14 protein-coding genes are annotated in these 14,812 nt (G+C 58.3%); 7 read left to right on the top strand and 7 right to left on the bottom strand.

The genetic code is table 11. From position 1 onward, the window contains the following. Positions 1–16 precede the first annotated feature (16 nt). The 5 genes from IFJ82_RS00935 to IFJ82_RS00915 form a co-directional block, all read right to left on the bottom strand. Positions 17–1,654: an electron transfer flavoprotein-ubiquinone oxidoreductase gene (locus tag IFJ82_RS00935; RefSeq protein WP_003616789.1), complete on the bottom strand. Its 1,638-nt coding sequence runs from the start codon at positions 1,652–1,654 to the stop codon at positions 17–19. 169 nt (positions 1,655–1,823) lie between these two features. Beyond that, positions 1,824–2,510 (bottom strand): 2OG-Fe(II) oxygenase, encoded by a 687-nt coding sequence (locus IFJ82_RS00930; protein ID WP_192265297.1) that lies wholly within the window; start codon positions 2,508–2,510, stop codon positions 1,824–1,826. Continuing rightward, positions 2,507–3,877, bottom strand: a complete 1,371-nt coding sequence (gene hemN, locus IFJ82_RS00925) for an oxygen-independent coproporphyrinogen III oxidase (RefSeq protein ID WP_192265296.1) — start codon at positions 3,875–3,877, stop codon at positions 2,507–2,509. The genes IFJ82_RS00930 and hemN overlap by 4 nt, the downstream gene beginning before the upstream one ends. Positions 3,878–3,881: 4 nt before the next feature. After that, positions 3,882–4,667 (bottom strand): OmpW/AlkL family protein, encoded by a 786-nt coding sequence (locus tag IFJ82_RS00920; RefSeq protein WP_003616794.1) that lies wholly within the window; start codon positions 4,665–4,667, stop codon positions 3,882–3,884. Between the two features lie 104 nt (positions 4,668–4,771). After that, positions 4,772–5,260, bottom strand: a complete 489-nt coding sequence (locus tag IFJ82_RS00915) for a hypothetical protein (RefSeq protein ID WP_048859222.1) — start codon at positions 5,258–5,260, stop codon at positions 4,772–4,774. Between the two features lie 204 nt (positions 5,261–5,464). On the opposite strand from IFJ82_RS00915, the gene IFJ82_RS00910 reads away from it, so the two are divergent. Continuing rightward, positions 5,465–6,220 (top strand): Crp/Fnr family transcriptional regulator, encoded by a 756-nt coding sequence (locus tag IFJ82_RS00910; RefSeq protein WP_048859223.1) that lies wholly within the window; start codon positions 5,465–5,467, stop codon positions 6,218–6,220. Positions 6,221–6,534: 314 nt separating this feature from the next. Here the strand turns inward: IFJ82_RS00910 and IFJ82_RS00905 are convergent, their stop codons facing one another. Further along, the gene (locus tag IFJ82_RS00905; RefSeq protein ID WP_003616799.1) at positions 6,535–7,812 is read right to left on the bottom strand and encodes an AI-2E family transporter; all 1,278 of its coding nucleotides are present in this window, start codon (positions 7,810–7,812) and stop codon (positions 6,535–6,537) included. A gap of 317 nt (positions 7,813–8,129) precedes the next feature. On the opposite strand from IFJ82_RS00905, the gene pqqA reads away from it, so the two are divergent. From pqqA to IFJ82_RS00875, 6 genes are all read left to right on the top strand, one after another. Next, positions 8,130–8,210, top strand: coding sequence for a pyrroloquinoline quinone precursor peptide PqqA (gene pqqA, locus IFJ82_RS00900; protein ID WP_075595519.1), 81 nt, complete (start codon positions 8,130–8,132; stop codon positions 8,208–8,210). A gap of 58 nt (positions 8,211–8,268) precedes the next feature. Next, complete coding sequence (gene pqqB / locus IFJ82_RS00895) at positions 8,269–9,192, top strand: pyrroloquinoline quinone biosynthesis protein PqqB (protein WP_062808403.1); 924 nt, start codon at positions 8,269–8,271, stop codon at positions 9,190–9,192. Then, positions 9,189–9,926: a pyrroloquinoline-quinone synthase PqqC gene (pqqC, locus tag IFJ82_RS00890; protein ID WP_062808404.1), complete on the top strand. Its 738-nt coding sequence runs from the start codon at positions 9,189–9,191 to the stop codon at positions 9,924–9,926. The genes pqqB and pqqC overlap by 4 nt, the downstream gene beginning before the upstream one ends. After that, entirely contained in the window at positions 9,923–10,210 is a 288-nt protein-coding gene (pqqD, locus tag IFJ82_RS00885; protein ID WP_062808405.1) for a pyrroloquinoline quinone biosynthesis peptide chaperone PqqD, read from the top strand. Before pqqC ends, pqqD begins: the two co-directional genes overlap by 4 nt. Continuing rightward, a complete protein-coding gene (gene pqqE / locus IFJ82_RS00880; protein ID WP_075624840.1) occupies positions 10,207–11,313 on the top strand; it encodes a pyrroloquinoline quinone biosynthesis protein PqqE in 1,107 nt (368 codons plus the stop codon). The genes pqqD and pqqE overlap by 4 nt, the downstream gene beginning before the upstream one ends. A 246-nt stretch (positions 11,314–11,559) precedes the next feature. Next, on the top strand, positions 11,560–12,870 hold the full coding sequence (locus tag IFJ82_RS00875) for a glycosyltransferase family 4 protein (protein WP_192265294.1): 1,311 nt from the start codon (positions 11,560–11,562) through the stop codon (positions 12,868–12,870). 475 nt (positions 12,871–13,345) lie between these two features. Here the strand turns inward: IFJ82_RS00875 and rfaD are convergent, their stop codons facing one another. Beyond that, on the bottom strand, positions 13,346–14,329 hold the full coding sequence (gene rfaD / locus IFJ82_RS00870; protein WP_040510312.1) for an ADP-glyceromanno-heptose 6-epimerase: 984 nt from the start codon (positions 14,327–14,329) through the stop codon (positions 13,346–13,348). Positions 14,330–14,812 lie beyond the last annotated feature (483 nt).

The following is a 14,812-nucleotide window of genomic DNA, read 5'->3' as shown; positions in this document are numbered from 1 at the left end:
CCCTGTGGGCATGGGATTACATGCCGCCGGGGTAGTTCGGACCACCTGCCCCTTCGGGCGTGACCCAGTCGATGTTCTGGGTCGGGTCCTTGATGTCGCATGTCTTGCAGTGGACGCAGTTCTGCGAATTGATCTGCAAGGCCGGGGCGGCCTGCTCATCCACGACCTCATACACCCCTGCGGGGCAGTAGCGGCTTTCGGGGGAGCGGAACACATCCCAGTTGACGGTCTTCCACATGGACGTGCTGCGCACCTTCAGGTGCACGGGCTGGTCTTCTTCATGGTTGGTGTTCGACAGGAAGACGGACGACAGCTTGTCGAACGTGACTTTGCCGTCAGGCTTGGGATAGTCGATCTTGGGCGAGATGGAGGCGGGCTCCAGCGTCTCGTTATCCGCATGGCGGGTATGGAGCGTCCATGGCGCGCGACCGCGCAGCAGCATGGCGTCGATGCCGGAATACAGCGCGCCGCCCTTCATGCCAAAGCGCGCGAAGGCCGGACGGATGTTGCGCACGCCGCGTAGTTCGTCCCACAGCCAGGATTCCCTGATCCGCCGCGTGTAGGAGCCCGGCTCCACCCGGTTGGTCAGGAAGGCTTCGGCCACGGCCTCGGCCGCCAGCATGCCCGACTTCATTGCGGTGTGCGTGCCCTTGATCTTGGGCACGTTGAGGAAGCCCGCCGTGTCCCCAACCAGCATGCCGCCGGGGAAGGTCAGGCGCGGAATGGACTGCAGCCCGCCTTCGGACAGGGCGCGCCCGCCATAGGACAGGCGACGCCCACCCTCGAAATACGGACGGAAGGAAGGGTGCAGCTTCACACGCTGCATTTCGTCAAACGGGGATAGCCACGTGTTGGGATAATCCAGCCCGACGACAAAGCCGTAGGAGACGAGGTTTTCCCCGAAATGATACATCCACGCCCCGCCATAGGTGCGGTCATCGAGCGGCCAGCCAAAGCTGTGCTGTACCAGTCCGGGGCGGTGCAGTTCGGCGGGGACTTCCCACAGTTCCTTGATGCCCAGGCCGTAGGTCTGCGGATCGACCCCTTTGCGCAGGTTGTACATCTCCATGACCTGTTTGGTCAGTGACCCGCGGCAGCCCTCGGCGAAGATTGTGTATTTCGCGCGCAGTTCCATTCCCGGCGCATAGTTGTCACCGGGCTTGCCATCGCGACCCACGCCCATGTCGCCGGTTGCAACGCCCATGACGCGCCCGTTTTCGGTCAGGACCTCCGCCCCGGCGAAACCGGGATAGATCTCGACGCCCATTTCCTCGGCCTGTGCGCCAAGCCAGCGGCAGACCTCGCCCAGACTTGCGATGTAATTGCCGTGGTTACGCATGTGCGGCATCACCCGGTCCAGCATCGGGATGCGGTAGCCGCGTGTGGGCGTCAGGTAGAGCATGTGCTCCTCGCTGACGGGGGTGTTGAGTGGCGCGCCAGTCTTACGCCAGTGCGGCAGGAGTTCGTCCAGCGCGCGCGGCTCGACCACCGCACCCGACAGGATATGTGCCCCGATTTCGCTGCCTTTTTCAATCAGGCAGACGCTGGTGTCAGGGGCCAGTTGGCGCAGGCGGATAGCCGCCGCCAGTCCGGAGGGACCGCCGCCGATGATTACGACGTCGAATTCCATAATCTCGCGCGGGTTTTCACTCATACCTAGATCTGTCCTCTTGCGCCATGACCGGGATGACATGGATAGGTGGGATACCACATGTAGCAACGCTTCCTAGAACCGTTTGAAACGGGAATAAAGGTTTGTGTGCATATATGTTGCGCATGTGGCGCATATCCACAGGCCGGACCCCGCAGGTCAGGCGTGTCGTTCAGGCCCGTGCGGGCGGGAACGACAGTTCGTCATGTGCCCGCCATTCGGGACCGACATAATTGACAATCAGCGTCCGGCGCAGCCCTGTGATGGGGCGGCGGACAAAGCCGTGCCATGACCGGTCGGACGGGATGAACAGCAGGCCGGAATTGAACGTACCCGACGCCCGCGCCACGGTCTCTCCCTGCGGGGTCAGCAGGTCGGTGCCCCAGTCATGGGCATTGGCGTCGGTGGAAAGGGAGATCAGCAAAGTCAGCCGTTTTGCCCCGATATCGGTATGCGGCGCCAGCCAGAACCCGTCCGTATCAAGGCATAGTTCCAGCCGCAGGAACGTCCCCGCGAGGTCGATGCCGCAGGTCCGTTCGAAATGCTGCCGTGCCGCCGGGGCATCGAACAGATGCGCCAGATGGTCGAGCGCCGTGTCGTGCGCCCGTCGCGCAGGGGTCACGAAAATCCGGTGTCCGTTGCGCATGGCGCGCTGACCGCCGCTTTCACCCGCATGGAACCGCGTTCCCGGGTTCCAACCCAGCAGGGAGTGCGTGACCGATGGCGGCAGGACATTTTCCATGTTCCAGTGGGGGAACGGGTCCGACCGGCATGGGGCCGTCAGCAGTGCGGTGATGACGGAGGTGTTCGTGACGCCCGGCGTGGCGGCAGAAGATCGGGCGTGGGGGGGCATGGTCATATTCCGCTGGCGTGGCGCTGGGGCATGTCCATCTCAAGGTGGTGGTCGAACGCGGCCGCAACATGACGCAGGAACGCGCGTCCGGCCTCGGTCACGTGGAGTCGCTGGCCCGAGATGATGACAAATCCATCCGTTTCCAGTCCAGACAGTTTGCGCATGTCGTCGCTGAAATATCCAGCGCGCAGCCCATGGCGGGCGATGAATGCGCCAAGGTCGATTTCCATGTCGCACATCAGGCGTTCGATCAGTTCGGCGCGCACACGGTCATCATCGGTGCGGCGCACCCCCCGGACAACCGGCAGGCGGTCGGGTGTTTCGCCCATCAGGCGGGCATAGGCCGCAGCCGATACCGCATTCTGCGTCATGCCCTGCGGGAAAGAGGATATGGCCGAGGCCCCCACACCGATCAGGGTCGTTGCCGGATCGGTGGTATAGCCCTGGAAATTGCGATGCAGCGTACCATTGCGCGCGGCGATGCCCATCGGGTCGGCATGGTGGCTGTAATGGTCCAGCCCCACGGGCAGGTAGCCTGCGGCGCACAGGGCATCGTTGATGGCCGCGCGCTGTTCGAACCGGGCGATGGCATCGGGCAGTTCGCCTGTCGGCATCAGGTTCTGGCGCTTTTGTTTCCATGGCACATGGGCATAGCCGAAAACCGCGAGCCTGTCGGGGGACAGCGCCGCGATGGCGGTGGCCGTGTCGCGTACGCCCCGCACGCTCTGTCGTGGCAGGCCATAGATCAGGTCGATATTGATGGCGCGGATACCCGCCCCGCGCAGTGCGTCGATACAGGTGCGTGTCTGCTCCAGGCTCTGGATACGACCACAGGCTTCCTGCACGGTGGGGTCGATATCCTGTACCCCCAGGCTTGCGCGGTTGAAGCCGAGTTCATGCAGGACCGCCGGATATTGCGCGGGCAGATGGCGGGGGTCGATCTCTATGCTGATTTCGGCATCGGGCAGCAGCGTGAAGCTGTTGCGGATGGTCTGCATCACCTGCCGCAGCGTGCCCACCGGCAGGGTCGTGGGTGTCCCCCCGCCCCATTGCAGGTGTGAGACGGGATGGCCCGTGCCAAGCTGTTTGGTAACGCGGCGCAGTTCCTCGATCAGCAGGGCGGCATAGGCGGCCCGGGCATCGGCGTTGCGCAGGACGGCAGTATTGCAGCCACAGAACCGGCAGAGCGTATCGCAGAAGGGAACATGCAGGTAGAGGGAGAGCGCATCCCCCGCAGGGACGGCCCGCAGCCAGTCGCGGGCGTCGTCCGGCCCCACGGCGTCAGTAAACTGCGCCGCCGTGGGATAGCTGGTGTAACGTGGCAGGTTCCGGGCATACCGCGCAACCAGCGCGGCGGGGTCCGCCACGTTCATGTCATCAGAACCGGTAGGCGATACCGGCGGAAACGACCGTCGGATCCAGCGAGTCGTGGGCACGGACCTTGGTGGTTTCGGAGCCGTTTTCAGCCCATGCGTGCATGCGCACGAACATCTGCTTCACGTCGAAGTTGAAGAACCAGTTGCCCACCAGCTGGTAATCCACACCGGCGTTGATCGACGGACCACCGGTAAAGCCGGAATTCAGCTTCGTCAGGCCAAGCGCACCGCTGGCGTTCATGTTGTGGAACCACATCATCGTGCCACCCACGCCCACATACGGGTTCAGGCGCTTGTGCGGACGGAAATGCCATGCCGCCGTAATCGTCGGCGGCAGCACCCAGGCGCTGCCGACGTCGGTCTTCCCGCCCAGCGCGCCGCCTTCACCAGCGACCTCATGACGGGTGCTGGTGGCGATCAGGTCCAGCGAGATATTGTCGGTCAGGAAGTATTCGAACGTCAGTTCGGGCATGACCTGATTGGTCGTCTTGATGCGCGCGCCCGGCAGGGCTTTGCCATCAAGCCAGACCTTGCTGTCACGATCTTCCGGCAGCACGCCGACGGCCGAGAGGCGGATCATGAAGTCACCCTTGCCCAGACCGATCTTGGTGCTGGAGCATGTCTCAAAAATGCCACAGTGACCGTGGGGACGCGAAGGGGCGACCGGGGCGGCAAGCGGGGCATTCACATAGGCGGACGGCGTCGCAGTCTGAGCATGGCCCGCGACCGGCGCGACAGCCGCGGCGCCCAGCGCCGCCGCAAGGGCAGTGTTACGCATTTTCTTCATCTGGTGCGGACCTTTTCATTCTGACGACTGGACGTCGTAATCAACGTGTTTTGATGACTGGCAACAATCACGCGGCGCTTACATCGCACCTTGATATGGATCAATCAGGCGGGGGGCGAGAAACCGTTAATTTCCGTCAAAAGCAGTGTTCTTTCGACTATGTGGTCGGCAGGACACACTTTTGGGTCCTGTGATGTCATTTTTGCGATGGGCTGCATTGTTCGCATTGCATGACATCCGAGTTCCTGCGCCAGTCGTGTCATGGCCGGGTGAAAGGCGTTCATGACGTGCTGTGCATCGCCGGGCGTCATGACGATGCAGTGGTCACTGGTCAGGACCTGCCCAAGGCGGATGTCGAAATCACGGCGATAGGTCGCCATGGCGCATGGCAGGCCGCGTGTCCCGTAATGCGCGACCAGGATTCCCTGACGCGGGCGCTTGCGCTGTGCGGACATCCGGCGACCGACATCCATCCATCGCCGTCGTTCCATTTCGGGAAAGGCATGCTGGATCAGGGGATAGAGGACCAAAATATCCGCAGCGCCAAGCCGCCGGACCGTCAGGGAGGAGTGTCCATGCACTGGGGGCGGCATCCTTAATTTTCCGATGATTGCAGACTGTTCTGATTTACCGGATTGGGATCGGGGCTTCGCATTGATTTATATCAAGGGGTCAGACATAGTGTCGGGCCTTCGGGGCGCAGTTATTTCGCCGGTGCCCACAGTGCCATGCGCTGCGTCCCGCCCGGGACGACCACAGGGTGTTGCATTGGGCAACAGCAGGGAATTGGGATAAACATGCCGGATACGTCTTCGTGCCAGTTCGAGCAGCGACCACGGCGCCTTGTCATGGGGGCGGTTGGTCTCCAGCCTGATTTCTGCAAGATGTGCAATGTGCGCCCATCCAGCGTGTGCAGCGCCATTGAGGACGAGGATATCTCCCGCCTGTCCGAGGCGGCGGTGGAAACCATCATCACCCCAGGCCGATGCTTTATCGAGGAAGGGGAGCCCGCCACCGATTTCTTCAATGTCACTTCTGGCACGGTCAAGCTGTTCAAGGCCCTGCCCGATGGGCGGCGGCAGATTACAGGATTCGCAGGGCCGGGTCATTTCCTCGGGCTTGCGGTGTCCGACCGGTATGCTTTCGGCGCGGAAGCGGTCGATACCGTGCGCCTGTGCCGCTTCTCGCGGGAGCGGATGCGCGCCCTGCTGGATGATTTTCCCCGCATGGAACGCCGCCTTCTCGAAGAGGCATCCAACGAACTGGTTGCGGCCCAGAACCAGATGTTGCTGCTTGGCCGCAAGACTGCGCGTGAACGCGTCGCCAGTTTCCTGTTGGACCAGGCCAATCACGGTGAACTCAACAGCGCGGGACAGTTGCACCTGCCCATGACGCGTGGCGATATTGCCGATTACCTTGGCCTGACTATTGAGACCGTCAGCCGTACCCTGAGCTGGATGCGTGCGCAGGGGATGATCGACGTGGGCAAGGGGTATGCCATCACGCTGCTGTCGCGGGAACGACTCGAAAGCCTTGCTGAAGGTGAAGACTGAGGGCTCTCAGTTACGGGATACCGCCAGCTTGCGATAGCCGGGCGCTGCCTGGGCCCGGCAGGTATCGCGATCCCTGCATGAAAATTCCAGGATAGTTTTTGATGTTACCTGGTTTTCTACGAGATTGTTTGAAAATAACTCATTGATAAAAAATAATAAAAGTTTTGGGGTGCCGCCTTTTTTTAAAAAGGCGGCGTCTTCTGAAGCTTTTTAGAAAAAATCTTCACCAAAAACTTCTATTCTGTAAATCAAAGCCATGGTTTGCCAAAGGGCTATGCCGCCCTTTGGCGGGTGTCAGGGCAGCGCCCTGAGCCTTACTTCCCCGGCGGCTGACTGTCATCCTCATCAATCATGTCCGGTGTGAATAAGGGCGTCGTCGTCGCCCCCCGTGTCGGGCCGCCGACGATGTGGCCGATAGGGGTCAGGATATCGACATGGTCACAGATGATCTTGAATACAGCGAGCAGCGGCACGGACAGGAATGCGCCACCGATCCCCCACAGCCAGTCCCAGAACATCAATGATCCCATGACCAGCACAGGGTTAAGCGTAAAGCGCCGCGCCAGCACCATGGGCGTGATCGTCTCCCCCTCCGTCAGGTGGATGCACAGATAGATCGCAGGCGGCAGGGTTGCCTGCAGGACGGAAGGGAACGTGAACAGCCCCACAAGGAAATAGATGGTGATCCCCATCATTGGTCCGATGATGGGGATATAGTTCAGCAAAAATGCCATCACCCCCCACAGCAGCGGGTTGGGCATGCCCAGCAGCCAGCATTGCAACATGTTCGCAAGGCCGACGAGGAAATTGATGATCGTGATCGTTGCCAGATAGAGCGAGACATTACGTTCGATCTGATAGGCGATCTGCACGGTCCGCCGCTTGTCCGCAAAGGTGGGCATGATCTCCACAAACCGTCGCAGCAGGCTGTCCCCCTGCGCCAGCAGGAAGAACAGCATCAGGATCATGGTAAAGAACTGCCCCACAAACGCCCGCGTTCCCAGCAGCAGGGAGGAACCGAAGCTGTCGAATCCCCCGCTGGCGGGGGCTGTGGACATCACGATATGTTCGGCGTCATCGCCGCCCGCCTTGGTCGCGTGGTCAAGGTGACTGCCTGCGATGTTCATGAAACTTTCGATCCGCGCCGAGGCGGTGTTGAGCAGGTGGATCGGGCCGCGCAGGAATGCCAGGCGTTCGCCCAGAGCGTTCATCGCCTCTGGCGCGCGTTCGATCCATCCGGCGGCAGGCACCGAAATGGCGGTTCCGATTGCGCCCACGACCCCGAACACCCCAAGGATCAGCACCAGCGCCGCCAGCGGCTTGGGCAGTTTAAGCTTCAGGTGTAAAAAACGCATCGGCGATGACAGCAGCAGGTTCACCACCAGCGCCAGGATCATCGGCAGGATGATCGAAGCCGCGAAATACAGCGTATAGAACACCGCAAGGATGCACAGCACCAGCAGGCATGCGGTCTTCAGGTCCATGCGGGTGTGGCGCATGACCTCCCGCGCGCGATGCTGCTGCATGCTTTCGTAAGTGGGCGTGGCGGACGGCGTTTCAGACGGGGTGGGCATGGTCTCTTCGGGCGGCATGATCCGGCTTCACCTTTGGCAAGACGCAGGGGATCAGGGGACCGACCAACCGGCTTTACCGAGCAAGAAACAGGAAAACAGGCCTAGTCCGTCCGGATTGCCTCCGCAACCCACAACAGTGGCGGGCATTGCCGCTACGCAATTCTTGCAATGGCGGCACGGCACGTATGATGCGGGTACACATGATTGTGAAGCCATTCTTCATCCCACGACGGCGCTTCCCCCTGAGAAGGAGTTGCAAGGTGCCGGATTCAGCGTTCAAATGCTTCATGGATATGAAGGTTTGTCGCCTTCATCGCAGGAAATGGAGAAAAATCATGGCATGGAATACACCCAAGATCACTGAAGTTCCCCTGGGCGCGGAAATCAACAGCTACGTCTGCGGCGAAAAGAAGTAAGACGTTTTCATCGCCACCCGTCTCGTCACGGGTGGCGATTTGCTTATAAACGTCTGCCATGATCGACATCATCGTTCTTGGCGCGGCTGCTGGTGGCGGGTTTCCGCAATGGAACTCCAACGCCGATGGCTGCCGACGGGCCCGGTCCGGCGACCCCGCCGCACTGCCCCGCACACAGGCCTCGATCGCCATCAGTGGCGATGGAGTGCACTGGTTCATCATCAATGCCTCCCCCGACCTTCGGACGCAGATCAGCCAGACCCCTGCGCTGCACCCGCGCGAAGGGCTGCGTTCGACCCCGATCGCGGGTGTGATCCTGACGGGGGGCGAAGTCGATACCATCGCGGGCCTGCTGACCCTGCGTGAACGCCAGCCCCTGACATTGCTGGCCACGGATATGGTGCTGGAGACGCTTGACGCCAATCCGGTATTTGAGGCGTTGAACCGGCAGGTGGTCACGCGCACGCAACTGCCGCTGGAGCAGGATGTCGCGCTGCATCTGGTCGATGGCGCGCCTGCGGGACTGGGCATCCGTGCCTTTGTGGTGCCGGGCAAGGTGCCGCTTTATGCCGAACGTGGGCCGAACCCTGCCGCCATTGTTGAAAATGGCGAGACGATCGGCCTTGAGATCACCGATGGAAAGCGCCGTGTCTGTTTCATCCCCGGCTGCGCACGCATGACCGACGCACTGCGGCGGCGTCTGTCGGGCGCGGACCTTGTGTTCTTCGACGGCACGCTGTGGGTCGATGACGAGATGCTGCGCGCGGGCATTGGTGAAAAGACGGGTCAGCGTATGGGCCATATGTCGCTGATGGGCGAAGGCGGCACGTTCGAGGCGTTCCGCGACCTTGAGATCGGGCGCAAAGTGCTGATTCACATTAACAATTCCAATCCCGTACTGCTTTCGGACTCGGCAGAACGCCAGCAGGCCAATGCGCAGGGATGGGACGTGGCCCATGACGGGATGAGGATAACCCTATGACCGGACAGATACTTTCCCCCGACGAACTGGAGGCCGCGCTGCGTGCCATCGGGGCGGAGCGTTACCATAACCTCCACCCGTTCCACCGTGCCCTGCATGATGGCCGCCTGACGCAGGGGCAGGTTCAGGCATGGGCGCTGAACCGGTATTATTACCAGTGCCGGATCCCGGCCAAGGATGCGACGTTGCTGGCGCGTCTGCCCACGGCGGAACTGCGTCGCGAATGGCGGCGGCGTCTTGTGGACCATGATGGCGAGGCACCGGGAACCGGAGGGGTCGCGCGCTGGCTGAAGTTGACGGACGGGCTGGGCCTTGACCGTGCCTATGTCGAGTCGCTGGAGGGGCTGCTACCTGCCACGAAGTTCGCGGTGGATGCCTATGTCGAATTCGTGCGTGACCGTTCCATCCTTGCTGCAATCGCCTCTTCCCTGACGGAACTGTTTTCGCCGACCATTATCAGCGAACGCGTCTCTGGGATGTTGCGGCATTATGATTTCGTCAACAGCGAGACCCTGGCCTATTTCCATCCGCGCCTGACGCAGGCCCCGCGGGATTCCGATTTTGCGCTGTCCTATGTCCGCGAACATGCCCGGACGGTGGAGCAGCAGGAAGCGGTGCTGGGCGCGTTGAAGTTCAAGTGCGGCGTGCTGTGGTCCATGCTCGATGCGCTGGATTATGCCTATGTCACGCCGGGGCGGATTCCGCCGGGTGCGTTCCGGCCGACCTGTCCATGACGGATGCTCTGCCCCTGACGCCCGACAGTGTCGTGCGGTTTGCCCGTGGCGTACGGCTGCAACATGACCGCGTGCGCGACCAGTGGGTGATACAGGCGCCCGAACGCGCCTTCCTGCCTGATCCTGTCGCGGTGGAGATCCTGCGCCTGGTCGATGGAACGCGCACGCTTGATGGGATTGTCACCGATCTTGCCGCGCGTTTTGCCGCCCCACGTGACCTGATTGCGCGTGATGTGATGGAAATGGCCGCCGACCTTGTGGCGCGGCAGGTGCTGCTGCCATGACGGAAATGCCCCCGCCCCCGATGAGCCTGCTGGCGGAACTGACGCATCGGTGTCCGTTGCAGTGCCCGTACTGTTCCAACCCGATGGCGCTGGAACCGCGCGCCAATGAACTGACCACCACGCAATGGATCGACATACTGGATCAGGCCGCGGATCTGGGGGTATTGCAGGTACATTTTTCCGGGGGCGAGCCAATGGCGCGTCCTGACCTGCCTGACCTGATCCGTCATGCCGTGGGGCGTGGGCTTTATACGAACCTGATCACGTCTGGCGTGCTGATGACGCCAGCTTCCTTCGCCGCGTTGGTGGGGGCCGGGCTGGATCATGTGCAACTGTCGTTTCAGGATATCGAAACCGCCAATGCCGAGCATGTGGGTGGCATGAAGGGCGCGCAGGCGAAGAAGATGGCCGCCGCCGCGATGGTGGTGGCCGAGGGCATGCCGCTGACGCTCAATTTCGTCATTTATCGTGAAAATGTCGGACGTGTGGCGCAGATGATCGATGCTGCGGCGCAGATGGGCGCGCGGCGGGTGGAGATCGCCCATACGCAGTATTATGGCTGGGGCCTGCGCAATCGCGACGCCCTGATGCCAACGCGTGAGCAGGTGGAACAGGCCACCCGTGCGGTGGAGGCCGCGCGTGCGCGATATGCCGGGCGCCTGTCCATTGATTACGTTACGCCCGATTATTATGCCGACCGGCCCAAGCCCTGCATGGGGGGATGGGGGCGTCGTTTCGTCAATGTCTCTCCATCTGGCAGGGTGCTGCCATGCCATGCGGCGGAAAGCATCCCCGGCGTGAAAATCCCTGATGTGCGTGACGCGACGCTGGGTGCGATCTGGGACGAGGCCCCGTTATTTACCATGTTCCGCGGGACGGACTGGATGCCCGCACCCTGTCGCACCTGCGACCAGCGTGAAAAGGACTGGGGTGGGTGCCGCTGTCAGGCGCTTGCGCTGGCGGGGGATGCGGCAGCGACCGATCCGGTGTGTGAGCGTGCGCCAGCCCACGATCAGGTCACGGCAGCCATTGCACGCCTGCCCGAAGTCGCACCGCCGTTTGTCTATCGCCGCTATGCCAATAATGGGGATGACAGACACTGACGGCCTGTATCCTGTTCAGAGAGGGGGTATGGAGTATTATTTCCATATGGCAACTATGTCGCGCGAAGAAAAATCCATAAAGGCAATAGAATTGATCCATGATATGTGAGTAAAAATGTAAATATACATCTCTTTTTTGGAATTGAATTGTATATTTACATAAATTTACAAGCTTGATATAAAATTATGATTTATCAATCAAGTTGTGAAGATGATCATCGCGACCTCTGCGAAAGAACGGCGTAAATGACGGACCATAGTTCCTTTCCTTGTTCGATCTGTATTGATGGGTTTAACCTTGCTCTGGAAAAAGGTACAGGGATTGCGACATATGCGCGTGTACTTTCATATAATTTGCAGGCGTTGCATTGCAGGTTATCCGGGCTATACGGACTGAATTTTCTGGATTCCACGCCTGCATCGTTACGCGAAGTCCTGTTTTTTGATCAGATCGGTCGGGAGAACAGGTGGAAGCGTGGGAAATTTCCCACGCCTCACTGGCTGAAGGAATCTTTTCGCGATGTGAGGGGCATTACCGCAACGCCCGTTCCCCTGTCGGGGCGTATCGAACGGCGCATGCATAAGGATCGCCTGCCCGATTTTGAACGCCTGCTGAATATCCGTGGTCTTTTTCAGCGCGCACCGCAATATTTCAACAAGACCGGGAAATTTTTACGTATCCGCATTCCCAATCCACCACAAATCATGCACTGGACTTACCCGCTTCCAATAATCGTCGAAGAGTCTTATAATATATATACAGTGCATGATATGGTTCCGCTTGTTTTCCCAAGTACGACACTGGATAACAAGAAATACCATTTCAATCTTCTGAAGCGTATTTCAGAAGTTTCAGATGCGGTATGTACCGTGTCGGAATCCAGCAGGAATGATTTTCTTTCGTTCTTCCCGGAAGCGCGGGACAAGGTATTCAATACTTATCAGTCGCTGGATGTCTATTCTGAAAATACGGATGACGCTGAAAAAATTGATATCAGTAAATTCGGACTGATGCCAAAGGAATATTTCCTGTTCTGCGGGTCCTTGGAACCCAAGAAAAATATCGGTCGGATCATACAGGCATTCCTGGCGACACGTTCGTCGCGGAAGCTGGTCATTATTGGCGCCATGGCATGGAAGAATGAGGAAGATAATCGCCTGATTGAATATGGGATCGAACTGGGGCGTATTATCCGGCTTGATTATGTGTCACGGGCTACGCTGCAGAAATTGGTAAGCAGTTCGCGCGCCTTGTTGTTCCCTTCCCTCACGGAAGGGTTTGGGTTGCCGGTCCTTGAAGCCATGGCGCTTGGGGCACCTGTCCTGACAAGCAAGGAAGGGGCGTTGCCTGAAGTTGCCGGTGATGCGACGCTTATGGTCGATGCGTACGACCTGGCATCAATCGAGGCGGGCATTGCCAGACTGGATCAGGATGATGATCTGTGTAAATCGCTCTGTGAAAAAGGTATGTCACAGGCTGAGATGTTCTCTCCCGCCGCCTATCAGAAGAGGCTTGCTGCAATGTACAGGGCTGTTCTGGCGCATGCCCGAACCTGATGAGTGAACGGGCAGGTGTCATGGATGCCTGTCTGTAGAAAATTGGTAAAATAACAAAAGTTTCTTGGGCGATTATTTTGAAAAACTGTTTTTAATAAAAGATGTTTGAGGAATTTTTCCAGAAACTTTTGTAATTTCACGGCGATCGGACAGAAGGGGCGTTTTTGTAAAAATGATGAAAATTTGTTATGAAATCAGGTTTTTTGTATTCCATACAAATTCCTTCGCGACTTAGAGACTGTTTGAAAAAGCAAGTCCGATAAGATCGTGAAATCATAAAAGTTTTTGGTGAAGCTTTTTTCAAAAAGCTTCGCAAGATGTCGCCGTTTTCGATCGAAAGACAACACCAAAAATCGTTTTCTATTGTTTATCAATGCGTTGTTTTCAAATAATATTCAAGGCCTTTTAGGAAAGGCTTCACAAAAAACATTTATAATTTCAGGATGTTATTAATCCTGACTTTTCAAACAGCCTCTTATCGATAGGGGTCGTCCGTATCGAGATAGGTCCGCACAAAATGCGCGATGGCATCCTCCAGCCTGGTGCCCGGCCTGTTATAGCCATCTGTGCGCAGGCGTGTGTCATCGGCCTTTGTAAAATATTGATATCGTGGTCGTATTTCTTCTGGCATATCAATGAAGCGGATACGGTGTTCCTGCCCCAGAACATCGAAGATGGCCCCGACCAGATTGCGAAAGCTCCGTGCCTGGCCGCTTCCGACATTATAGAGGGCTACCCTATGGGATTGATCCAAAAGCCACAGGATCACGCCAAGAATATCTTCCACATACACGAAGTCGCGTAACTGTTCCCCATCCTTGTAATCCGGATGGTGGGAACGGAAAAGGTCAATGGTTTCGCCTGCTTTGATCTTGTCGAAATATTTCGACGCCAGACTCATCATCGACCCTTTATGCTGTTCATTAGGGCCAAAGACGTTGAAGAATTTGAGGCCCACGCAAACAGGGGGCAGCTTCTTCCCGCTTTCCATCCGGGTTGCGACCACCTGATCAAACAGATGTTTGCTCCAGCCATAAAGGTTAAGCGGTCGCAAAGTCCGCAGATGGGCCAGTGACAGGTGATCGCTGAACCCCTGTGTGCCATCGCCGTATGTTGCCGCGGACGAGGCATAGATCAGCTTGACACCACGTGCCGTGCACCAGTCGAGAAGGGAGAGTGAGAAACGGAAATTACTTTCCATCACCTCATCGCCATCCTTGGCAAGGGTGGAGGAATTGGCACCCATATGGATAACCGCTTCGATATCTTCATGCTGTTCCAGCCATGACATGAGTTCATGGGGGGGGACGATATCCTGGATCACACGTTTGCGTAGGTTATGCCACTTTCCATCATTTCCCAATGTGTCGCAGACCACGACATCCATCCGCCCCACCTCATTGAGGGCAGCAACAATGTTCGAACCAATAAAACCGGCCCCACCCGTTACGACGATCACGTGAAATTTTCTCCCTGCCTCAAAGTCGAAAATATACGAATCCCCCTCATGATGGTAGCGCCAGTGTCGGAACCCCATACGGATGCCTGAAAACTGTCCTGGTTTGACAGGGGGGCGATAAGAGGCTGTTTAAAAAGTCAGGCTCAATAACATCCTGAAATTATAAAGGTTTTTGGTGAAGCTTTTTCTTAAAAAGCTTCAGAAGACGCCGCCTTTTCGAAAAAAGTCGGCGCCCAAAACTTTTCTTATTTTTTATCAATGAGTTGTTTTAAAACGCTCACTAAACGATTGGGAGGCCCCGGCATAGTGTCAGCGACGTCCCAAGTCATTCCAGTCGTGTCTGGCAGGTAAGGCCGTTTGCATCCCAATCCGCACCACCGTCAGTCTTTCGCCAAGCATAATTCAGACAATGCGTTGCAAAACTTTGTTTCTTTTCCATGGATTGACCAAGGGAGGCGAAGATATGCCGAATGGCGGTCCGGC

Origin of the sequence: Novacetimonas hansenii (assembly GCF_014843995.1) — a bacterium.
Taxonomy (GTDB): domain Bacteria; phylum Pseudomonadota; class Alphaproteobacteria; order Acetobacterales; family Acetobacteraceae; genus Novacetimonas; species Novacetimonas hansenii.
The sequence above is the reverse complement of the archived record's forward strand: the minus strand, read 5'-3'. Positions and strand labels throughout refer to the sequence as shown.